The sequence below is a fragment of the Aeromonas sp. S5(2024) genome, from assembly GCF_041403025.1.
GTDB classification, from domain to species: Bacteria; Pseudomonadota; Gammaproteobacteria; order Enterobacterales; family Aeromonadaceae; genus Aeromonas; species Aeromonas hydrophila.
The window spans coordinates 577228-597878 of the sequence record NZ_JBGLRI010000003.1 but is presented as its reverse complement, the minus strand read 5'-3'; the positions used below and the strand labels follow the sequence as shown (position 1 = coordinate 597878).

The window sequence follows — 20651 nt, the reverse complement described above, 5'->3', positions numbered from 1 at the left end:
TGCTCTCGGGCAGGGCCCCCACCTTGACGGTAAATTGTAATCCTGTGCTGTCTGCCATGAAGCGCTCCTTAACCTGCCTGTCCGCTGCCTGAGCCAATCACCACACCGCCGTAGCCGACGGCGGTGTCGGTCACGGTGATGGGTTGGCCGCCACACCACAAAGTACGCTGGCGACCAGAGGTGCTGTGCGGACGGAGGGGATTGTCGGATTTATCGTAAGGGGCCAGCGGCTCGTCCTGCCGGGACACCAATTTGCCACCGAGGGAACGATCAGGGCTGACTGAAATCACGGGAGATGGGAAAAGCCCATCGTGATCGATGAGCACGTCACCGGACGATGCAATGGTGGAACACATGACGACTGGCCTCTGTTGTGCTTTGCAATAAGGTCGCCTCGCAGCCATATGGCAAAACACAAAAGCTCCGACCGCATCCAGTTGAACAGGTCGGAGAAAACTTGCACGGGCCTGACGACAGCTGACACTGCCATCGTCAGGCCATGGGGGTGCACTACAAGGAATAACGGCAAATTAAGAGATCGAGCGTTAGGCCTCGATCGGAGCACGCCAGTCATCTGCACCGGAAGTACCGGCAACGGTGTGCTCCCAGTCAATCTTGCGGTAGGCCATGGAGACCTGGATCAGTTGGGTGAAGTCAGACTTCGCCGGATCCTGGCAGTGCGGCATCTGGCAGTCGATGTCAACGATGGTGGCATCGGTCAGCACGGTAGAGAAGAAGTGCTCCTGCTTACCTTCTACGGAGGTGCGGTACCACTTCAGGGTCACTTTCGGCAGCATTTCGCCGGAGGCCAGAGAGTTGTACATCAGCGGCACGGCTTTGTTCAGCGCAACGGTGAACTTGAACGGCTTGTGGACACGCTGACCAGCAGGCTGACCAGATTGCGGATCAGTCGGGACGGTCACGACGTGTTGAAACTCTTGCACCAGCATCTCGTCTTCGTGACCCTGCACGAAGATGTTGCCGACGGAATCGGAAGTGAAGGCACCAGCGGTGATATTGCCCTGGGTTTTACCTTCGATGCTGATATAACATGGAGTTGGCATGTGTATGCTCCTAAATAGGTTGGTTAAACGAGATAGCACTCGACCAACCTTTAGCAGCGACCATGCCACTGTTCGATCTGTTATTTATCAGTCACTTACCGGCAACCCATAGCCTCAACCGCACAATTCTGAGCAAGTTTTCGCTCAAGCAGCGCACATATCTCAGTAAATATTTCTCAGGTAGTGATTTAACCTGACAGGTGGGCAATAAATTGCGCTAGTCAGAACTATTGACCATCCTCATCAATATTTCCCACCAACGCAGCATCGACTACGCTCCAGAAGTCTGGTTTAGGCCATTCAACCGGCCTATCTGGATCGTAACGCGTTCTTCAATGCTGAGCTCGTGATACGTCATGGCAACACCCTACTAAAAAATCAGGTGTTGCACTCAGTTTCCACGGCCGCCCTCAATAAATTGAGCATCGAAGTTTTCACATTGGAGGACTTGTTTTATTCACCAGTGCCTTAGGCGAAAAAGCCATTGAAAATATATGCATAAAAATGAGCTCCCCATTTTTAAATCATTTCTTTCTTTCCAAATGTTCGAGCTTTTTTTGCTTTCTGGTTATTCGATTCGTCACTTGGGAAAGTTGTATCTACATAAGCTAAAATATCTTGCCTGAACAAATCCTCCAGTTCATAAAGTAAAGTGTTGGCATCTTTAGAGCCGTCTCAAAGGTTAAATTCATAATTTTTACCAGGATACGCAAAGAGCTCGCCATTACCATCACTTATAATTGAACCGCGCCAGAGTTGACCTATCGACTCTCTTATGTCAAAAGTATGCTCCCACTTTCTTCCCATGAAAAGGAATACATGCATGTAATAACCTCTATGGGAGCAGTAATCCAACTTCCATATATATCCTGAAATATGTTTCATAATAGGGTTTCTTACAAAGTTCCTGAAGAGTTTATCTCTGCCATCAATCAACTCCTGCAACCTATCTTTTTGTTTTGAAATATCTGTATGTTTGGTGGATAATTCGCCTGGTAGCGCAACTTCTTCAATGTTAATTTCATCGGTTTTTTCAGTTGCAGCAACTTCATCTGTTTTAAGCATCTCTACAATTGCAGGCTTAAAGCCGAGGCTAAATCTAACTACATAGTGTGATTTTTTTCTGTGTGTTTGTGCGCATATCTTAAAATTGAGCATACGTTTTTCTCAATGTTGGCCAACCGTTTGCTGACACTCTTTTTATAACTTTCTGAATCAAAAACAATGTTAAGAAAGCTAACAAGCCCAGCAATGGTTTCTTCAGAATAAATTTCTTTAAGGTCGGCATCGGAAGATATTTTTAATCGATGAAAATTAACAGCAAGAAGAAAATATGACACTACAGGATGAACATTAAAAAACTGCCAAAAATTGTGATTTTCAACAAAGTTATCTATCTTTGATGCAATTAGTTTTTTAAATAGCTTTTTTAAACTCTTTTTCTGTTAGAGACTAAAGATTGGAAGTAAGTCACTCTCGTGAAGAATGGTTTTTTTATGGACTTGAGTAGCTCGCTAATGTCTTTATCGTCCTCTAGTTTGCTTATGACTGAAATTCTTCGGCCTACGTTGGATTTAACGTAAAAGCTATACTGTCTAATAGTATTTACGTACTTAAGTAATAAAAACACCCTCAGAAATAATTCATCATCGTTCTTTCTTACCCTTTCCTTTTTAGGGTAGTATCTTTTTTGAGCTCCTGTATATTTTAGAAATTTCAGACCATAGTTATCTTCTGTAACTAGGCCATGATTGCGCCTCCTTATTTTCGGTGCAACAGGTGAAAACCTTCTATTGTTTTCAACTGCATTAATTATATTGTCGCTGTATTCATAAACGAATACCTACGATTCTTTTTACCAGTAGAACTATTTTCAGGCATCTCTTGTGTTTCAATAGACATATCAAATCTCCTATTAAACATATGACAGCGAAATATATAACTAATCTCTCCATGCCCGCTATCGATTAAAGAAAAATCCATGGATTATCATTCTCAGGCGCTACAATAGATTTGCTTTTGGATCTCTGGGGGGCTACATGTGTAATCTTAGGATGATTTGTGCGTCAATCTTGGTGTGATCACACTAGGTTTAAAAAAATGAAAATAACTTGATCTAGAGTGAGCAGTACAGTCCAAAGATACTACGGTCTTTGTGATGCCTTTCTGTGAATTAGCCATTGTGGTAATGGGGGGGGGCTACGGACCATCATAAGTCTCTATGAGGCGCCCTTAATACCTGAGCGATGAATAGTGGTAAAATTGTAATCATGTTTTTTTTAACTGGCTCGCTCTTCTGATGAAACAACTCACTACATCATCAGGAGTACACCATGAACAACACCATCAAAGTCCTGCGCATCAAAGACCTCACCAACAAGATTGGCATGGCCAGGTCTACTATCTATGACTGGCTTAATCCCAAGTCTCCTCGTTATGACGAGACCTTCCCTAAACCCTTCAAGATAGGGCAGTTCTCTATTGGCTGGTTTGAGCACGATGTTGATAGCTGGCTTATTCGTCGAAGCCAGTCTTGAATGCACTTTTTTCATCCCTGGTGAACTCCATAACTTCCAGTGTTATAAATCATGCCTTGATAGGCTCATGGGTTAGGGAAATAGCCATTTCTTCTTATATATGTTTTTTGGTATTTTCGTAGGTGATGCAGACGTATCGCGTTTAGGTTTATTTATTATTTAATATCACTTCCATTCAATACTATTCCTGCGCTATGTACAGCCACCCATATACACCCAATAACCATTACCACTATCGCGTACCATTACACCACTCCCATGTGGTGGTCATGCTACCACCAGCATAGTTAGCCAATACCACTCCACCAATCGCCCCTATATATGCGTGTGTCTATCACACAGCGTAGGGTTACTCCTGCCTAAGCGAGGCCTTCATGTTTAACTCAATCAGACTATTAGATATCCTATCCATAACAGACCAACTCCAAAATACAACGCTGCCTATTGTCAGGTCTGTTGATTCAGCCCTTGGTAAGTCACGCATCACTTGCATTGACCGTAGACTATCAACCAAGCTCTTTAATGTATTGGATACTGTGTGTGATTATTTTTATTGTCATGAGGAGGTATCGTCAGCGCATCCAACGGTAGCGCTATTCCTAACGCATATGCGAGAGGTGCCTAGATTGCACCTCATCCATGAACGATATCTCGATAGTGATGAAGGCAATGAATTAGCCAAGGATATCAATAACGCGCTGTATGCGTTTCTAAGAGAGTTCAAGAGTAAGGCGCACCGTAAGCGCCTCAATGACCTCAAACGCGTTGAGAGCCGCAATCAGCGCAGCATATCGACGCATGTTAATAGCCTATTCGACCAGCATGCCAAAATATTAGTCATCCGATTGGATATCGGATATCGCGAAGCCTACTACGACCAGTTAACGTTAGACCTCGTGACAGACGACCGGAATTGTTACCTTCGAGAAATACAGAGAAAATATCCTGCATTGGTAGGCTATATCTGGAAACTGGAGTACGGTGTTGATAGACGTTTTCATACCCACATTACGTTCATTTTTAATGGGGCTGTTCACCAGCGAGATATCTCGCTGGGTATAGCGCTGGGAGAGGTATGGAAAGATATGTCCGACAATAACGGGAGCTATTTCAACTGCCAAGTTAGGCGGGAGGAATATCAACGATGGGGCACTGATGGTATTGGGATGGTCCACTACAGCGATACAACCAAGCGCATAAACCTGATTAATGCGCTGAGTTATCTGACCAAGCTGGATACGCAGATATTGGCGGTAATGCCAGCCGGTCGTCGGACCTTCGGGCGTATGGAGATCAGCCGCACTCCCTCTCGCAGGGGCAGACCACGGAGTGCTGACTAATCATCTGATCATGCCAAAGCGGTTCACATACCTCCAGTTGATTTCTGAGCTCAGTGAGCCGTCAGCGTAAGTCCCAGCACAGCTGCAATGCTGATAAATCTAAAGGAACCTATGGTATTGCAATGGTGAAATACGATGAGCCGGAGGAGGAGATGAGACAGACCTAGGCTTCGCAGCGAGAACTTGGAGTGGTATCGTAAGGCTCCCCACAAGTGGCCTGATCATGACAGCATGAACAAAACCTAATTATTACCACCAGCGACTTCAACTTTAAGATCCATCGGGGTGGCGACTCAGTCCGACAAGGCCCTCATCGCCCTAATGAACCTGTAATAGCATGTGAAGCTGCTGAGGTAACACGGCTTCGGCTGCTGCATCCATAGCTCCACATCGGATCCTTTCGAGATCGATGAGGGTGATTGGAAACTAGGAAAATAATAATGGAGACCTGGATATGAATTCTAAACCTGAAGGCGCCGGGGCTAGAGCCTGTTGGTTTGTTGGTGCTTCATACGGCGGCACTGATGATCAAACCCTCCGTTTTCTGCAGGGAGGTATTTGGGAAAATGGGTATCAGGACAAATACCTCGACGCAGTGAAGTCCATCCAGGTGGGGGACCGTATTGCGATAAAGTCCTCCTATACGCGGAAGCACGATCTTCCCTTTGATAACCGAGACCAAACCGTTTCCGTTATGGCTATCAAAGCTATTGGCACGGTAAGAGAGAATCGTGGTGACGGCCGCACCTTGACGGTTGACTGGAAACCTTTCGACCCTCCGCGTGAGTGGTATTTCTACACCAATAGAAGCACGGTCTGGCGGGTCTTGCCTGGCGACTGGACCACAGACGCTTTGATCGGATTCACATTCGAGGAAAAGGCACAAGACATCAACCGGTTCCGCAACGCCCCTTACTGGCGAGAACGTTTCGGTGACAGCACCGTCGACAAACGCCGCTTTAGCTGGACCCACTTTTACGAGGCGATAGCCGACAAACTAGTTACCTTTCGGAATAGGCGAGATGAGCTGATTGCCGGAATCCACGTTATTGCCTCTAAAGTGAATAGTCTTTCAAACCTGCAGGACCAATTCGCGGATGGTTCCTCTGGCCCCATTAAGGACATCTGCCCATTTACGGCCATGGGCATATTTAACCGTGGGATCACCGATGCAAATCGCAAAGCTATTGCGAGCGAGCTTGCCAGTCTGCTTGGAGTGTCTGAGCCTGTTCCAGACTCCTTTGAAGGGATACCCATTCTCAACAATCAGAAGTCATGGTTTTTCGGGTTCGACAACAAGCGCCAACCAGATGATATTGACACCCTCTGGGAAGTCTTTGTCCAGGCAATCGCTTTTGCGGAATCGGATGATGTAGAGACTCGGTCGGCATTTGTCTCAGCCTACGACAACGCGACGCAGCGCTATGGGGTGGGGTGGAACCTTACCATGGGGTTGTACTGGATTCGTCCCTGGAATTTTCCAACCCTTGATGGCCAGTCCCAGCGTTACATCAACAAGAAACTCAACATTCAGATTGATATGAACGGTCCTAAGGGACGCTGTAATGCTACTGATTATCTGGCAATGCTGGACACCCTTGAGGCTCGCTTCCAAGAGGATGCGTATCCTGTTCACTCATTTCCGGAGTTGTCACTTGCCGCTTGGCTTTTCAAGGATAGTGCGACATCTGCCCACCCTAATGCCACAGACCCTGATGTGCAGGATGACGAAGGGGATGCCACATCCGAGGTAGAGGTAACGGCTGCACCCATTGAACCTTACTCCGTCGATGACATTATTACGGATGGATGTTTTATTGCGCGGGAAAAACTAGAAAAGATTCTCGAGCGTCTTCGGACCAAGAAAAACTTGATCCTCCAAGGGCCACCTGGCACAGGAAAGACCTGGCTAGCCAAGCGATTGGCTTTCGCTTTGATGGGGCAACGCGACGATAGTAAAGTCCGTGCTGTGCAGTTTCATCCAAATTTATCTTACGAGGATTTTATTCGGGGTTGGCGGCCGGTGGGGGACGGTAAACTCACACTTGTGGATGGACCTTTTGTAGAGATGATGAAGGCGGCCTCGAAAGCTCCAACGTTGAGGCATGTTGTAGTCATTGAAGAGATTAATCGCGGGAATCCAGCACAGATTTTCGGTGAGATGCTTACGCTCCTTGAGGTGGATAAAAGAACCCCGAATGAGGCCCTTGAGCTTTCCTACAAACGGTCAGATGGCGAGCGTGTTTTTATCCCAGACAACCTCTATGTCATCGGTACGATGAATATTGCTGACCGTTCCCTTGCGTTGGTCGATCTGGCGTTGCGTCGCCGCTTTGCCTTCATTGAGCTTGAGCCCATGTTCGGCAAGCTCTGGCGCGATTGGGTTCAATCTCACTGCGGTATTGATTCAGAAATTCTTGTCGAAATCGAGAAACGTCTCATTGCCCTCAATAACGAAATTTCAGCCGACATTAGCCTCGGGTCTCAGTTCAGGGTGGGACACAGTTATGTCACACCACCGTTTGGTATTCCGATCAGTGATGCCCAGGAATGGTTCCGCCAGGTGGTCGATACGGAGATCGGTCCGTTGCTCAATGAATACTGGTTCGATTCGCTCGAAAAGTCCCAGAAGGCTAGAGCGTGTTTGTTGGAAGGATTCTGATCGTGACACCTGAAGTGGCCAATTTGATGTCAGACGCCGAGGAAGAGATTGGCCGTATCGGTAGCATCCCGGTACGTAATCTTTGGCTGCTTATGCTGTATGCATCTGATTTATTTAGAGATATAGAAAAGGCGAAGGTCTCCGTAGAGGATAACCCTGATGACATCCCAGACCTAGTTGCAGAAATTCTGTGCCGTCGCGTCGAGCGTCGTATTCGGCGCAACTTGAGTTATGGCTATCAATCCCGTGAGGCTGTTCTTGGCCGCGTGCGTGGGCGTATTGACCAACTGAACACAGAAAGGCGTCGATTACTTGATCGCGGAAAGGTTGCTTGCCGATTCGATGAGTTGACCATCGATACAACCCGAAACTACTTTGTACGGGCAGCTCTGGAAGAAATATCCAAAGTCGTTCGCCGTAGGTCGTTGGCACACCGATGCAGATCGTTGGCAGCAAGTTTGAAACGCATGGGGGTAATTGGAGAACGTCCCAATCGTAGCGAGGTATCCATGGATCGCTTCGGGAGGCTCGACGCAGATGATAAGCCGATGTTGGCTGCGGCTCATCTGGCTTTCAATATTGCCCTTCCTACAGAGGCCACTGGCGCAAAACAATTATCGTTGCCGGATAGAGAAATTACTTGGATTCGGAAGCTTTACGAGAAAGGGATCGCCGGATTCTATGATGTCGTGCTTTCCAAGAGCGGGTGGCGCGTCGATGCGGGCAAAACAATGAGCTGGCAGATTGAAAGAAAGACTCTCGGCATAGACAAGATCCTTCCCACGATGCGAACCGACATCATCCTAGACCACTCGGACGCGGGACGCCGTATCGTCATTGACACGAAGTTCAACTCCGTTGTGAAACGTGGCTGGTATCGGGAAGAAACACTTCGCAGCGGATATCTCTATCAGATTTACGCCTACTTGAGGTCTCAGGAAGGTAAAGGTGATCCTCTAGCCCAAAACGCCTCTGGGTTGCTCCTTCATCCCTCGGTTGGCTATATGGTTAACGAGGCTGTCGTGATCCAGAACCATGAGATTCGATTTGCCACCGTAGATCTGGGCTCGTCGGCTAGAGAAATCCGAGAGCAACTTTTGCAGGTTTTGGCATTTCCTCCAGAATACTATTCCACGGAAAGTCACCTTGAAAATAAAACGGGGAAGGACTCCTTATGAGTATCTGACAACAATGAGGCAATATGGGTGATCGGTTAGAGGTCCCAGTTATCGCGCAGCCAGTACGACTGAAAACAATTTCGGATAGATATCATCAGGATACACCACGCAAAGATCGCCGTAAGTCCGCTTGGGAGCGCCATTGCGGCCTCCCAAGTTATCAGTCCTGATATCCCATCGGTCTGTCATCGAGCGCACTGTGAGTAATTAAGGCGCCAGTCGCGCCACCAGCTTATCAACCACCTCCAGCACCAGCTCTCTGTCAGCTGTCTCGAGTTTGGCCAACTGCTGGCTGAGCACAATGCCTTGTTCGGTAGGGCGGTTGCTGGTCTCACGCAGAAAGTCTGCAAGCTCACAGCCAAACAGCTGAGCCAACTCTGCGAGCCGCACGACGGTCGGCACCACGAGGCCTCGTTCCATCCGGGAGACGGCTTCCATACCTATCTTCAAGTGCTCTGCCACTTGCTCCTGAGTCAGCCCCGCCTGCTGGCGTTGCCGTCCAATCGCTTTGCCCACGCTCTTGGCCAGCGCTTCAGAGTTGATGTTTGTCATACGTCCTCCAGTCAACCCTGATAGTTGACTATGGACTTTTATTGACATTAAGGACCCTTTGCGATGAGGATCACCCCATTAGATCTAATCCAGTGAAATAGTTACCCCAACATCGAAAGGAGTTCGACACGACTTAACCTCAACCCATCCCCTTGGTGGCATTTGGCTATCAGCCAGCACCACCATTAACCCATTACGTTTACACCCGTTCGCCCGACAGGCTCGCCTCGTCGGTCAGGTATCCTTTTGCCATTTTTATTAAGGAGAGATCATGAATCGCACACTGCTTTATCCCTTACTGCTGGCCTGTGGCTTATCACTGAGCGCCTGTAATGCTGAATCTGCCGATGGCCCAGAATTTACTCTGGAAGTGGAATACACCGCTATTGGACGGCCTCAGATCGTCGTCACCTCGCTCAACGATCAAGTCACTATTCAGAAAGTGCTGATTAATGGCGGCAAGAGTAAATGCCGGGTGATGCTGCGCAATGACATCGGTGGTCAGCTTGGGGGAACCCATTTCCCACTCAAGCTCAATTACAGCGAAAGCTGGCGGCTGGTCATGACCGAACCGTGCCGATTGAGAGAGGTCACCCTCTTTACCAATCTGGGCAATGCCTCTTACACCATTGAATAAGTCGTCTGGAGAGTGACATGACAGAAAGAATCAAACTGGCACTGTGGTGCACATGGTTATCGCTGTTTGCCTTACCAGCCTGGGCGGCGCCTGAATTCACGGTGCAAACGGTCACTCAGCGGGTACCGGCCAACGTTGAAGGCACCCTCAATTTCGCCAGCATGCAGTTTTGGATAGAGACCTCGAAAGGGGAACGCATCATGCTGATGCCGCAGGATGAAGATGAGCCAAGGCTCATACCCAGTGTCAGCCAGCCGGTTGCCCTGAACGGTTTTATGCTCACCTATTCAGATGGCAGTCGTTACTTCGAGCCCTCCTTTGCACCTGCGTCAGCTGCATCAAGTACCACGTCATTTACCATCGTGAAAAATGGTGATGACAACATCGAGATCCGGCATGGGGGTGAAGTGCTGCTGCGCACCGATGAATATGACGCCATCAAACTCACGCACCGTTTGCCGCTGGCCAACGGGCAGGCGGTCTTGTTTGAGCTGCACAGTGGCGGAGTGGCATGCCCGGTGCTCTACCAGTTAGCTATTGCTCAAGCGGGGGCGCTGACCATGCTTTCACAACCCTTTGGTAGCTGCAGCGATGAAGGCAAGCTGACCCCCGCCCCCAACGGTTTCACCCTCGACCTGCCCGGCAATCCCAGCGAGCGCTGGGTATGGGATGCCAGCAGCTTGACGCTGCGAAAGCAGTCCTGACCACCAGCCGCCACACATTCACCACCATCAGGGCACCTTCGGGTGCCCTCTTTTTTATGTCGAATTTTATTTAAGGAACGGTTCATGCCATTACCACAATCAGGGGACCACCTTGTTTCCCCCCGCACCGGTTACCAGCACCACGGTCTCTATCTGGGGGACCATCTGGTCATCCATTACCAAGGGGTCAGTGCCGGAATACATTCCGGTCAGATAGCTATCACCACGCTTGCCGAGTTTAGCCAAGGGCGGGGCTATCGCATCCAGCACCATAGCGCACGCGCCTATAACCGGGAGGAGAGTATCGACCGCGCTTACTCGCGTCTTGGAGAGGCGCACTACAGCACGCTCTTTAACAACTGCGAGCACTTCGTGCTCTGGTGTATCGAGGGCTTTCACTACAGCAAGCAGATTAGCCAGCTGATTGCCACGGGGTGTATCGCACATCAGGCGCTTCGCACTGTGGCTCGGCAGCCTACCCTTGCGGCCTTGCCTGGCATGGTTACCAGCACGGCACTGAACCCATCAGCAACGACTGTGGTGACCGCCGCAGTCGGTGCGTTGCTGGGGAGCTCGGCCACCTCGCTGGCGGCGCCTTTGGCTGCAACCTACGGCCTCTACCGCGCCTGGCGCTGGTTCAGGGATTAACGGTTCTCACATTCGATACGAAAGGACACACCATGATGACCATGCCATTTCACTTGGCAGGGATGGCCCTGCCGATTTCACCCGAACTACCTGACTTGCTGCGCAGCGTCGTGCGGGCACAACAGCTCGACCTCACCGACCTCTCGACCCTGACCTTCAACTTTTGCAGCCCCGGCTACAGCGCTGAAACGGGTGGCGCCCATCCGGTAGAACTGCGGCTTATTCGGGGATTGCACGACTGGGTCTTCGATTACATCACCGACTTCAGTTACCAGGGGCTAGGCCAGGATGCTGAGCTCTGCAAGGAGCTCGACTTCAACCTATCCAGCGACGAACACTATCTGCAGGGCTGGGGACCAATGCCCTGCGTGGAAGCGCGGGAGCTGTTTACCCTGTGGCAGAGCAATTTCATTAGCTACGCCCAGTTGGGGTATTTCACCGTCACGGTCAGTGGGGAGTGGGAGGTGTGTGATGACTAACGAACTGCCGCTCTCCCACACCTCGCGCCAGTGGCTGGGACTGGTCGCGGCTAAAGCTAAGCTGCTGCCGACTCGCCAGGGCGAGCGCTGGTTGCTGCACCTGACGCCTTGTAGCAAACATGCACGCACCGTCACGCTACATCTGCGCTGGTCTGGCGTGCAGTGGCAACTGCTCTCCCTCACCAATGCCGAGGACTGGCGCACCATGAGTCAGCCTGTCGATGAAATCTGCGTGAACCCCACTCGTCGCTGTTTCTGGCGCTGCCAAGCAGGACCTGTCCCGCTCTCTGAGCAGCCCCGCGTGCTGGGGAGCTTTTTGAGCGACCTGCAGCATAGCTGCATTCATCACGGCTATTGCGTGGAGAGTGACCCCTTACCCCAAGAGGAGGCACATGATGCCCAAACAACCGATCTCCGTTGAGCTTGAAGCGATTAATAGGGATGGCGAGACGCAGGTGGTACGTGACAGTGGCCTATCCGTACAGGGCTACAGTGTCTACCTGCGAGCAGTGGAAGCCAGCGGTCTTGCCTTGGCCACCTGGGTGGCAGACTACGACACAATCGGCCCTGCCTATGAACTGGGAGAACGGCTGAGTATTGCACTCGCTATCCCGCTCACCATTCTGATCCCAGAACCGCTGATGCCAGTGAAGAGTGAATCCGCCGCCACGCAGGCCCCACAACGGCCAGCTGAACTACCCTCAAAGTGAACCAATAACCTCTCTGCATTTAGCCCCGGTATGCCTCGCGCTGCCGGGGTTTTTCTTTTTCAGGAGACCACCATGCGTTACCACAAACTGAAAGCCGGGGAATGCCCCGGTACTTATGTCGTCACCGAGCCGGTGACAGAGCAAGACCTGCTGCGTATCGCCAACCAGATTGCCCGTAAACGCCTGGCCAAAGGCACCGCCATTACCAGTACCACCGAGGCCGCAGAGCGACTGCAAACCTTGCTGCAAGACCGGGAGCATGAAGTGTTTGCTGCACTGTTCCTTGACTCCCAGCATCGCGTGCTGGCCTTTGAAGAGATATTTCGCGGCACCCTCGACAGCGCCAGCATCTACCCTCGGGAAGTAGTCAAAAGGGCCCTACTGCTTTGCAGTGCCTCGATTATCGCGGTCCACAATCACCCCAGCGGTGACCCGGAGCCCAGTCAATCTGACCGGGTCTTTACCCAAGCTCTCAAAGAGGCCTTGGCGCTGGTCGATGTGCGATTGCTCGACCATCTGGTGGTTGGTGCCGAAGGCGTAGTCTCGATGGCCGAAAGAGGTCAACTATGACTCTAACCCCAGATAAGTCACACCTCACCGCCCTCGATATCCTCCTCGAGCTGCGCGGCTGGCTGGCAGATAACGTCCAGATGCAGGCAGAGCCCGCTATCGTGGCCCACCTGCCCAACAGTTATCAGCTCACCCAAGCCGACTGCATAGAGGCCATTGATGCACTGCTGCATCAGCTACGCCATTAGCCGTGCCAAGAAGGGACAAACACCGTGCGATTACCTAACCCCTATTCCCAGGAAGAAACCTTGGGCAAGCTGCGCCATGGCCTGGCAGCCGTCAGCAACGAGGAGGCGCTGGCATTACTGGAAAAAGCCGTCACCAAGGCGCGTGATGACGAGGGTTATGCCAAGCAGTTTGAAGAGGCTTTGCTGCGGGGATCCACCATCGAGATCCGCGAGTGCCTCAGCTGCTTTGGCGACTACTTCGAACGCTCCCGAGACGCACCGCCCTATTACCCGCACCACGATGCCGTCAACGGCATTGATTGTGCGTTCTACACCATCCTGTTTGAGGCTACTCACCCCGACGCTACTCACCCCGACACACGCCAAGATCACCAATAACGAACCGTCGATCGCCCAATCACATGCCGCTCACGTTTCCACCCGATCACCCGGATCATCAAACCAGGATCATCAGGTCCCACACCATGATCCGGATATCCCGACACAACCCACAAGGCCACCTCACCGAAGGTGGCCTTTTGCATTTTAAGGAACCATGCCCATGTCTGCCTTCATGATCGATCGCAAGGACTACCTGGCCTTTGCCGTTCAGTTACACCGCTTTTGCAATGCTCCGATGCCACCGCACGACACCTTGGAGCTACTGCGCACCCTCTGGTGGAACTCACCAATGGATGTCACGAGTACCTGGACGTGGCGAGTTGATCGGTTGGTACGGTTGATTATGCTCGCCAATCGGCGGGCAGTCTGGCATCGCTATCAGCTGGGGCATCAGGAACCACGTCAGCAGCGCTCTACCAAGCTGGGACCGATTAAACCTGCCCACTGTTACCACCAGACACCACTCACCGATAGCGAGCTGGTGGCGCTGTACAAATTCACCTGCTGCGCCCTGTACCAATCGAGTGAATGGAGTGGGAGCCCTGAGCAGGCACCTCGGTTGGTCAAGGTAATACAGCAGTTGCAGCAAGCGCTGGCGCAAGACGTGCTGACTCGACTGTCACTGTGGGAACAAGCCCCTTGGGGAGAGATGTAATGGCTCTCTCCATCACCCTGACCATAACGAGTTCACCGCCGGACAACACTGCCGTGCTGGCCCAACGTATCGCCGATGACATGGATCACCTGCATCACCGTCTAGGGGATGGGGTCAGCGATGAATTGAGCATCAGCATCAGTTACCTGGTCGAACAGTTTGCGCTACTGGCAACGGCTTACCGTTTACCTGCAGAAAGGGAGAAACACCCATGATCGAATTTACCGACAGTTTTAGCCAGGCCGCAGTCGCGGAAGGCATATGTGCCCATCCAGCACTCGCCAAGCTCATCAGTCAGCAGTTGATGCTGCCGGGCTTTGCCTATGCCCACGATGTAGAGGGGCGGCGTATTGGTGGCCCGCTGGTGGCCCCCAACCCGGTGCTGCACAAAACCTCGCTCTTTGTCAGCCCACGGGATATGCGTGAGCACCTGCCACGAGAGATTAACTTCGCCCGCTTTCGCTGCGCCTGTAATGCAGCGGGTCAGCCGGTCGGTGAGTGGCAACGGGTAATTGTCGGGGCCTACGTCAACCACGGTAGTAATGACAAACCGGATTGGAGTAGTCACACCTGAGCCACGGCCACCAGCACACACAAGACCCCATACAGCCCCTCACGCCGAGGGGCTGTTTGTATTTGAAGGAAGCCCAACCATGTACGTCCTGCATGATTACAAGACCCTGACCGCCCGACAACTCACCGCCGCTATCGGCCAGCTCAACCACAACACCGCGCCGAAGATAATGACCCACCTCGCATTGCGGGCTAGACAGCAGTTCCCGATCGGTAGTGGCCGCAGCAGAGCCAAGGCCCTCAAGCTGCTGCGTCGAGTCAAGAAGGCTCACAAGACTGGCCGTATCCCGTTTGAGCTCACCGTGACGGGCTGCCGCATCGACCGTGGCAGCCATCAGGCTGACCGTTACTACTACGATCGCACGCTGCTGACCCAGGGCTGGCAGCAATACGATACCGAGGAAGACGCCTGGTATTTCGGCATCTGGATTCACACAGAGAAGCAGGAGACCTTTACCTACGCCGAAGGGGATACCAGCCATGTGATTGCGCCAAACGTCGAGGCGTTTCGTGCCGAGCTGGCGCGGCTCTACCAGTACTACCCACAAGCCCCGGCGTTTATCAGCATCGATCCGGAGGCGGGCGTTGTGACCCACCACTTTGAAGCCAAACCGGAGGTGTGACATGGCGAAAAACATCACCATCCGGGTGCCAGGCAAACATCCGCAAACCGGCGAGCTCACCACCTTCGAACTCAAGGGCCAGCGCATGGATATCGACATCGGTGGCCAAGCCGCGCCCTTCCTCATTCACGGGATGGGCATCGGCACCTCACTCACCCACATCCCGAGCGGCTATCGCATCGCGCTGCTCGGCAGTTGGCTCACTGCGCGTTACGCAATCCCTGAGAATAAGCCCAGCAGAACAGCCTGCGCCCAGATGGCCATAGACCGGCTGGTGGCCCAGTACGGCTCACGGCACCTGCTGGACCGGCTCAATTGCAAGCCGGTTATCAACGAGGCGACTGACTGAGCTCGTTGACGCCCCACTGTCTCGCTCATCCACAAACAGCATAAAGGGCCAGCCCTCACAGGCTGGCCCTTTGCATCACTGGAATCACCGAACATGACCCGTCTTATCACTGGGCTCGAGGTGCATCACTATGCCCCCGAGCTTAACAAACTGCATCTGCGTAACCGGCAGACGTTACCCGCTCCCGGCATCACCACCATCAAAGAGGCCAAAGCCCGCCTTTTTGGCCACTGGCTGCTAGGGCATCAGGTGACCATCACCGTGAGTCATCCTGACTACATCACTCTCTCCCGGCGCTACCGGGGGCGACTGGCAAGCTTGACCGACCTCCCAAAACACCAGGCAAGACTACGCCAGCGCCACAACGTGCCTAGCACTATTATCCACACCCTGTTGAGGTATCGCTAATCATGACCACGACAACTACCAACACCTGTGACCAACAACCCGTAGCACCCGACCAGTCCACCAAGATTTTTGCGCAGTGGGGCTTGCCCTATACCGCCACACCGCGCTTTGGTGCTCGTCTCATTCCGGAGCATCATCGCCTGCACTTTTTGTCAGACAGGGCCTCACTGGTAGGCGAGTGGGTAGAAGAGGCAATAGACCTGCTGGAAAAGGTCTTCCCGGCAATCATCAAGGAGCTGGAGGCCAAGCTGCTGAGCGGCGAACTAGATGCTCAACGTCAGCACAGTATCACTATTCAGCACTGTGGGTTCACCTGTGAAGCCGATAGTCGTGGCAGTCACGGCTATGTCTACATCGCGATTTATCACGCAATAAGTGCGGACATCACGCACTGCGCCAAGGCGTGATCGCATTCCCACTGGTGGCCACATTAACACCGTGGTTATGATTCACTTCTGACTCACCCAACTAAGAGAACTGCTGATCACCTATTACCACATGCCTCTGACTAACTACGCCAAGAAAACTCTGACAGCTTGAACACAACCAACTAACCCAGCGTTTTCCCCTTCACTAAATACCTCTCCAACCCTGCCGCACCCCACGCGGTGGGGCGATGGCGTATGGAGCACCATCATGTTGCATCACAAACTGATCGCCGGGGAGATCCCCGGCACCTATCGGGTAACCGACCTTGTCACCGACGATGACCTGCTCACCATCGCCCAAGCTGTTGCCCGGCAGAAACTGGCCAAGGGCACAGCTCTCACCGATAAATACCTGGCACAGCAAGCCCTGTAAGGGCTGCTGCAAACACGGGATCGCGAAGTGTTTGCGGCACTGTTCCTTGGCACCCTGTCCGCTGCGACCGTCTACCCCCGCGATGTCGTCAAGCGGGCTCTACACCACAATGCTGCCGCCCTGATGCTGGTGCATAACCACCCGTCGGGATACCCGGAACCCAGCCGGGCAGATATCGAGATCACCCTGCGCCTACAGAATGCCCTGGCACTGGTGGATATCCGCACCCTGGATCATCTGATCGTCGGTACTGAGGGAGTGGTGTCGCTGGCAGAGAGAGGATATTGCTAGCACTGCAACGTCAACGGTCAATAATAGGATGGGCTGTCTAATCGATGGAGCGCATAAAGCATGGGGTCAGGCAGCGATGCTGCCTGACCCCATGCTGACAACTTAACAATAAATCCTTATTTATTTATCACGTGCCCCATGAATGTATCAAACTTATCGGCCTTGACGAAGGTTGCTGGGTTATCTATTGCATCACCATTAAGATCTTTCGCCAGTGCCTTAAAGTGCTCAATACCGCAGTTGATCTTGGCCTGCTCGGTTGCCCGCAAATCATCAGAGAAGATACTGGATTTGGTTTCAACGACGAAATACAGGTGATCCCCCATGCCATCATCTTTGTCGATAAGCACGGCCCAGTCTGGGTTATAGCTCCCCAGCGGCGTGTCGATTTTAAACCATGCTGGCAACTTAGCGTACAGCTTCACCTCAGAGGCTTGCTCCAGCTTTTTGGCAAACTCAAACTCAACATCAGAATCACAGATGATGTAGTCATAAACTGACTTATCCGCCGTGACCATATTTTTGAGGTAGCCGGTCAGCTCTGCTTCCTGGAACAGCTCTTGCGCGTAGTAGTTATCATCACCAATACGGTGATAACTGATCCCATCCACAATCGCCAAACGCATCTGCTTGCGGATAACCTCACTGGCCAACTGAATAAAACGCTGCGGGTTGTTCTTAAAGGCCTCAAGCTTATCGCCCAGCCCCAACAAAATATCAATCACAGTTTTGCGGGTCAGATTAGTAGTTGACTCTAAATAAGTCACCACATCAGGTAGCTGGTAGTTGCGATGCTGATAGGTATGCGTTTTGTTTTCTTCGATTGTGGTATCCAAACCAGAGCCCGAAATTTCAACACTCACCTTGGTGTAATCGAACTTGGCACTTCGAACATCAACGCTGGCACGAATTTCTTTAATGCAGGTCGCAACCAAATCGCCGACAGAGAAGTTCACCCGGTAGGTGGTCTTGTATTTGATTCGGTCCCACAGCGCCTTGAAGTCGTCTCCAAGCACTACTTGCTTGCCGTTATCTTCACGCAGCTTGGCGGTTTTCTTTTCCTCATGTTTTTTGATGCTCAAGCCTTTGGCCACTTTGCCAATAGTGGCAACAATGGCCTCGGCGTGCTCTGCAAACTGATCTGGCAAATTCACCTTATTATCCGCCAGTGCCTGCTTCAGAGAATCCTGGATCTTACCTTTGCTATCGATATAACCTTCTGCGTGCAGATGCTGGTAGATGGCTTCAGATGCCTTGGCGCCCAAGAAGGCTTTATCTTCATGGGCCGCAGACACCAAAATATTGGCAAACTGGTGCTTCTCGATGGTGCCGAACTTGATGCCTTCTTCCTCTTCAATCTCCTTTTGCAGTTGCGCAACGAAATCCTCATAGGACTCGTTGGCCATCACCGTCAGGGTATTGACCTCAAAGCCATAGGGTACTCGCTGCCCCGACTGATCGACTGCCAAACGCAGACCACGACCAATCTCCTGGCGTTTCTTCATCACCGAGTTGGTTTCGTTAAGGGTACAAATCTGGAATACGTTAGGGTTATCCCAACCCTCTTTCAGTGCTGAGTGTGAGAAGATAAAGCGCAGCTTGCTATCAAGTGACAGCAGCTTTTCTTTATCTTTCATGATCAAGTTATAAGCAGATTCATCTGCTGCGGTATTTTTACCGTCACCATTCTTGTCAAATTTTGACTCAGCAAACTGCGGGTTACCTGCCGCATCTTTCTTTTTATCTTGCGCAAAATAGCCATTGTGAACACTGCGAGCCAGTTCCACTAACGCCTGTTCATTGATAACCTGCTTACCGGAAGCATCCTGCTCCCATAGCTCGGGGTACAACACCCGATACTTGGGCTTACGAAGTTGCGCTTTAAATTCATCCTCAAACCACTGGGCAAATTTACCCTGTACCACGGCGCCATCTGCATCGTAGCTGCGGTAATTGGCCACTTTATCGATAAAAAAGAGTGACAACACTTTGATACCATGGGCTTTGATAATCGCAGCATGGTCGCTTGCGGCCGCTCCGGTGGTCAGTTTTTGGTAGAATTTCAGCTCTTTATTGAGGTGCTCTTCAACGGTTTTGCTCACTTGCAGCCGTTTGAAGGTGTCCGCATCCACCTCACCGATGGCATTGCCCAAGGTGATGATGTCATCGCGGCTAGTAAAATCGATATACTCATTGCCCTGCTCACAATAGATATCGTTGATCACATACCCCTCATACACGCTGCGACCACCTGACGCTTCGACCAAATCGGTACCACTGCGCACAGTCACCTGCTTGCGCGGCTGCAATTTACCGGTTTTGCTCTGGGCATCGATTTCAACCTTGGCTATGATCGGCGATTTTTTATTATCAACACTGAGCAGCTTGATATAAGCCTGATTATGGTTGTCCTGAACAGCCAAAGATGCCACTTCAATCTGCTTAACCAATTTACGCTCATAAGCATCAATAGAATCGAGCTTATAGAGCAGGTTGAATTTTTCAGTCAAGGTCGCCGAAAAACGAAACGTACAGAGCGGGTTTAAGCTGGCAATCGCTTTTTTTCGGTTAGCGGTTGACGCCACCGATTGCGGCTCATCAATCAGTACCACAGGATTGGTCGCCTGAATAAATTCTATGGGTTTCATGCCATTTAGGCGATCATCGGTTCGATGGATCAGGTTAGCGGTTGATTCCTTTTCCGGGTCAACAAACGACTTACTGAAGGCATCGATGTTAATTACCATGATCTGGATATAATCATTGGTAGCAAAGCTTCTGACCTGCTCAGGCTTAGAAGAATCGTAAACAAAATAGTCATACTGGACATTTTTATACTGCTGCCGAAAGTGCTCTTCAGTGATTTCCAGCGACTTATTCACCCCCTCTTTAATGGCAACAGAGGGCACCACAATAATAAATTTGGTCAGACCATAGCGCTGATTGAGTTCAAATACGCTACGTAAGTAGACATAGGTCTTACCGGTACCGGTCTCCATCTCAATGGTAAAATCACGGCTTAGCAAAGTTTGTTTGGTATTTTCAGTTTGAGGCAGGCCATTTAATAGCTGAACATGACGGGTGTTTTCATAGAGATCTTCAGGCAGCAAGGTGAGACCATTACCCACCCCAAGATCACTATTTTTTGAAAACAATCCCAGCTGCTGATTGGCCATGGCATAGCTGCCAACCGAGAAATTAGACTGAAACGACTCCTGCCCTTCAAACACACCGACAACGGCATTGATGGCATCGAGTTGATGATCTAAATCCGATCTAAACTGAATCTTCATTGTCAGCC

25 protein-coding genes and 1 pseudogene are annotated in these 20651 nt (G+C 51.2%); 21 read left to right on the top strand and 5 right to left on the bottom strand.

What is annotated here, in order from left to right; genetic code table 11:
* Positions 1 to 68 precede the first annotated feature (68 nt).
* The 3 genes from ACB032_RS09330 to ACB032_RS09320 form a co-directional block, all read right to left on the bottom strand.
* The gene (locus ACB032_RS09330) at positions 69 to 356 is read right to left on the bottom strand and encodes a hypothetical protein (protein ID WP_371137827.1); all 288 of its coding nucleotides are present in this window, start codon (positions 354 to 356) and stop codon (positions 69 to 71) included.
* Between the two features lie 189 nt (positions 357 to 545).
* Positions 546 to 1064: a type VI secretion system effector Hcp1 gene (gene hcp1 / locus ACB032_RS09325; protein ID WP_005332563.1), complete on the bottom strand. Its 519-nt coding sequence runs from the start codon at positions 1062 to 1064 to the stop codon at positions 546 to 548.
* Positions 1065 to 1739: 675 nt separating this feature from the next.
* Positions 1740 to 2222, bottom strand: a complete 483-nt coding sequence (locus tag ACB032_RS09320; RefSeq protein WP_371137826.1) for a hypothetical protein — start codon at positions 2220 to 2222, stop codon at positions 1740 to 1742.
* A gap of 1175 nt (positions 2223 to 3397) precedes the next feature.
* Between ACB032_RS09320 and ACB032_RS09315 the strand changes: the two genes are divergently transcribed.
* The 4 genes from ACB032_RS09315 (at position 3398) to mcrC (ending at position 8781) form a co-directional block, all read left to right on the top strand.
* Complete coding sequence (locus tag ACB032_RS09315; protein ID WP_371137825.1) at positions 3398 to 3601, top strand: helix-turn-helix transcriptional regulator; 204 nt, start codon at positions 3398 to 3400, stop codon at positions 3599 to 3601.
* Between the two features lie 617 nt (positions 3602 to 4218).
* On the top strand, positions 4219 to 4941 hold the full coding sequence (locus ACB032_RS09310; RefSeq protein ID WP_371137833.1) for an inovirus-type Gp2 protein: 723 nt from the start codon (positions 4219 to 4221) through the stop codon (positions 4939 to 4941).
* Positions 4942 to 5395: 454 nt separating this feature from the next.
* Positions 5396 to 7603 (top strand): McrB family protein, encoded by a 2208-nt coding sequence (locus tag ACB032_RS09305; protein WP_371137824.1) that lies wholly within the window; start codon positions 5396 to 5398, stop codon positions 7601 to 7603.
* 2 nt (positions 7604 to 7605) lie between these two features.
* Positions 7606 to 8781 (top strand): 5-methylcytosine-specific restriction endonuclease system specificity protein McrC, encoded by a 1176-nt coding sequence (gene mcrC / locus ACB032_RS09300; RefSeq protein ID WP_371137823.1) that lies wholly within the window; start codon positions 7606 to 7608, stop codon positions 8779 to 8781.
* A gap of 207 nt (positions 8782 to 8988) precedes the next feature.
* On the opposite strand, the gene ACB032_RS09295 is transcribed toward mcrC, so the two are convergent.
* Positions 8989 to 9333, bottom strand: coding sequence for a helix-turn-helix domain-containing protein (locus tag ACB032_RS09295; protein WP_371137822.1), 345 nt, complete (start codon positions 9331 to 9333; stop codon positions 8989 to 8991).
* Positions 9334 to 9604: 271 nt separating this feature from the next.
* Between ACB032_RS09295 and ACB032_RS09290 the strand changes: the two genes are divergently transcribed.
* From ACB032_RS09290 to ACB032_RS09210, 17 genes and pseudogenes are all read left to right on the top strand, one after another.
* Complete coding sequence (locus ACB032_RS09290; RefSeq protein WP_371137821.1) at positions 9605 to 9970, top strand: hypothetical protein; 366 nt, start codon at positions 9605 to 9607, stop codon at positions 9968 to 9970.
* Positions 9971 to 9987: 17 nt separating this feature from the next.
* The gene (locus ACB032_RS09285) at positions 9988 to 10674 is read left to right on the top strand and encodes a hypothetical protein (protein ID WP_371137820.1); all 687 of its coding nucleotides are present in this window, start codon (positions 9988 to 9990) and stop codon (positions 10672 to 10674) included.
* 84 nt (positions 10675 to 10758) lie between these two features.
* On the top strand, positions 10759 to 11322 hold the full coding sequence (locus ACB032_RS09280) for a lecithin retinol acyltransferase family protein (RefSeq protein WP_371137819.1): 564 nt from the start codon (positions 10759 to 10761) through the stop codon (positions 11320 to 11322).
* A gap of 35 nt (positions 11323 to 11357) precedes the next feature.
* The gene (locus ACB032_RS09275; protein ID WP_371137832.1) at positions 11358 to 11801 is read left to right on the top strand and encodes a DUF2787 family protein; all 444 of its coding nucleotides are present in this window, start codon (positions 11358 to 11360) and stop codon (positions 11799 to 11801) included.
* A complete protein-coding gene (locus tag ACB032_RS09270) occupies positions 11794 to 12222 on the top strand; it encodes a hypothetical protein (RefSeq protein ID WP_371137818.1) in 429 nt (142 codons plus the stop codon). The genes ACB032_RS09275 and ACB032_RS09270 overlap by 8 nt, the downstream gene beginning before the upstream one ends.
* Complete coding sequence (locus ACB032_RS09265) at positions 12197 to 12511, top strand: hypothetical protein (RefSeq protein WP_371137831.1); 315 nt, start codon at positions 12197 to 12199, stop codon at positions 12509 to 12511. Before ACB032_RS09270 ends, ACB032_RS09265 begins: the two co-directional genes overlap by 26 nt.
* Positions 12512 to 12583: 72 nt before the next feature.
* The gene (gene radC / locus ACB032_RS09260; RefSeq protein WP_371137817.1) at positions 12584 to 13081 is read left to right on the top strand and encodes a DNA repair protein RadC; all 498 of its coding nucleotides are present in this window, start codon (positions 12584 to 12586) and stop codon (positions 13079 to 13081) included.
* Positions 13078 to 13269, top strand: coding sequence for a hypothetical protein (locus ACB032_RS09255; protein ID WP_371137816.1), 192 nt, complete (start codon positions 13078 to 13080; stop codon positions 13267 to 13269). The genes radC and ACB032_RS09255 overlap by 4 nt, the downstream gene beginning before the upstream one ends.
* A gap of 24 nt (positions 13270 to 13293) precedes the next feature.
* The gene (locus ACB032_RS09250; protein ID WP_371137815.1) at positions 13294 to 13647 is read left to right on the top strand and encodes a hypothetical protein; all 354 of its coding nucleotides are present in this window, start codon (positions 13294 to 13296) and stop codon (positions 13645 to 13647) included.
* A 163-nt stretch (positions 13648 to 13810) separates the two neighbouring features.
* Positions 13811 to 14305: a hypothetical protein gene (locus tag ACB032_RS09245; protein WP_371137814.1), complete on the top strand. Its 495-nt coding sequence runs from the start codon at positions 13811 to 13813 to the stop codon at positions 14303 to 14305.
* Complete coding sequence (locus tag ACB032_RS09240) at positions 14305 to 14520, top strand: hypothetical protein (protein WP_371137813.1); 216 nt, start codon at positions 14305 to 14307, stop codon at positions 14518 to 14520. Before ACB032_RS09245 ends, ACB032_RS09240 begins: the two co-directional genes overlap by 1 nt.
* Positions 14517 to 14879: a hypothetical protein gene (locus tag ACB032_RS09235; RefSeq protein ID WP_042054109.1), complete on the top strand. Its 363-nt coding sequence runs from the start codon at positions 14517 to 14519 to the stop codon at positions 14877 to 14879. The genes ACB032_RS09240 and ACB032_RS09235 overlap by 4 nt, the downstream gene beginning before the upstream one ends.
* Positions 14880 to 14958: 79 nt before the next feature.
* Complete coding sequence (locus ACB032_RS09230; protein WP_371137812.1) at positions 14959 to 15501, top strand: hypothetical protein; 543 nt, start codon at positions 14959 to 14961, stop codon at positions 15499 to 15501.
* 1 nt (position 15502) lies between these two features.
* On the top strand, positions 15503 to 15850 hold the full coding sequence (locus ACB032_RS09225; protein ID WP_371137811.1) for a hypothetical protein: 348 nt from the start codon (positions 15503 to 15505) through the stop codon (positions 15848 to 15850).
* Between the two features lie 93 nt (positions 15851 to 15943).
* Positions 15944 to 16258, top strand: coding sequence for a hypothetical protein (locus ACB032_RS09220; RefSeq protein ID WP_371137810.1), 315 nt, complete (start codon positions 15944 to 15946; stop codon positions 16256 to 16258).
* Between the two features lie 2 nt (positions 16259 to 16260).
* Complete coding sequence (locus ACB032_RS09215; protein WP_371137809.1) at positions 16261 to 16665, top strand: type IV toxin-antitoxin system YeeU family antitoxin; 405 nt, start codon at positions 16261 to 16263, stop codon at positions 16663 to 16665.
* Positions 16666 to 16894: 229 nt separating this feature from the next.
* Positions 16895 to 17350, top strand: a pseudogene (locus ACB032_RS09210) (JAB domain-containing protein).
* A 116-nt stretch (positions 17351 to 17466) separates the two neighbouring features.
* Here ACB032_RS09210 and ACB032_RS09205 read toward each other — a convergent pair.
* Complete coding sequence (locus ACB032_RS09205; protein ID WP_371137808.1) at positions 17467 to 20643, bottom strand: type III restriction-modification system endonuclease; 3177 nt, start codon at positions 20641 to 20643, stop codon at positions 17467 to 17469.
* Positions 20644 to 20651 lie beyond the last annotated feature (8 nt).

Coding starts and splice junctions, on each gene's coding strand:
- ACB032_RS09330 (WP_371137827.1), bottom strand. CDS start 356: ATGTGTTCCACCATTGCATCGTCCGGTGACGTGCTCATCGATCACGAT.
- hcp1 (WP_005332563.1), bottom strand. CDS start 1,064: ATGCCAACTCCATGTTATATCAGCATCGAAGGTAAAACCCAGGGCAAT.
- ACB032_RS09320 (WP_371137826.1), bottom strand. CDS start 2,222: ATGCTCAATTTTAAGATATGCGCACAAACACACAGAAAAAAATCACAC.
- ACB032_RS09315 (WP_371137825.1), top strand. CDS start 3,398: ATGAACAACACCATCAAAGTCCTGCGCATCAAAGACCTCACCAACAAG.
- ACB032_RS09305 (WP_371137824.1), top strand. CDS start 5,396: ATGAATTCTAAACCTGAAGGCGCCGGGGCTAGAGCCTGTTGGTTTGTT.
- ACB032_RS09295 (WP_371137822.1), bottom strand. CDS start 9,333: ATGACAAACATCAACTCTGAAGCGCTGGCCAAGAGCGTGGGCAAAGCG.
- ACB032_RS09290 (WP_371137821.1), top strand. CDS start 9,605: ATGAATCGCACACTGCTTTATCCCTTACTGCTGGCCTGTGGCTTATCA.
- ACB032_RS09285 (WP_371137820.1), top strand. CDS start 9,988: ATGACAGAAAGAATCAAACTGGCACTGTGGTGCACATGGTTATCGCTG.
- ACB032_RS09280 (WP_371137819.1), top strand. CDS start 10,759: ATGCCATTACCACAATCAGGGGACCACCTTGTTTCCCCCCGCACCGGT.
- ACB032_RS09275 (WP_371137832.1), top strand. CDS start 11,358: ATGACCATGCCATTTCACTTGGCAGGGATGGCCCTGCCGATTTCACCC.
- ACB032_RS09270 (WP_371137818.1), top strand. CDS start 11,794: ATGACTAACGAACTGCCGCTCTCCCACACCTCGCGCCAGTGGCTGGGA.
- ACB032_RS09265 (WP_371137831.1), top strand. CDS start 12,197: ATGCCCAAACAACCGATCTCCGTTGAGCTTGAAGCGATTAATAGGGAT.
- radC (WP_371137817.1), top strand. CDS start 12,584: ATGCGTTACCACAAACTGAAAGCCGGGGAATGCCCCGGTACTTATGTC.
- ACB032_RS09255 (WP_371137816.1), top strand. CDS start 13,078: ATGACTCTAACCCCAGATAAGTCACACCTCACCGCCCTCGATATCCTC.
- ACB032_RS09245 (WP_371137814.1), top strand. CDS start 13,811: ATGTCTGCCTTCATGATCGATCGCAAGGACTACCTGGCCTTTGCCGTT.
- ACB032_RS09240 (WP_371137813.1), top strand. CDS start 14,305: ATGGCTCTCTCCATCACCCTGACCATAACGAGTTCACCGCCGGACAAC.
- ACB032_RS09235 (WP_042054109.1), top strand. CDS start 14,517: ATGATCGAATTTACCGACAGTTTTAGCCAGGCCGCAGTCGCGGAAGGC.
- ACB032_RS09230 (WP_371137812.1), top strand. CDS start 14,959: ATGTACGTCCTGCATGATTACAAGACCCTGACCGCCCGACAACTCACC.
- ACB032_RS09225 (WP_371137811.1), top strand. CDS start 15,503: ATGGCGAAAAACATCACCATCCGGGTGCCAGGCAAACATCCGCAAACC.
- ACB032_RS09220 (WP_371137810.1), top strand. CDS start 15,944: ATGACCCGTCTTATCACTGGGCTCGAGGTGCATCACTATGCCCCCGAG.
- ACB032_RS09215 (WP_371137809.1), top strand. CDS start 16,261: ATGACCACGACAACTACCAACACCTGTGACCAACAACCCGTAGCACCC.
- ACB032_RS09205 (WP_371137808.1), bottom strand. CDS start 20,643: ATGAAGATTCAGTTTAGATCGGATTTAGATCATCAACTCGATGCCATC.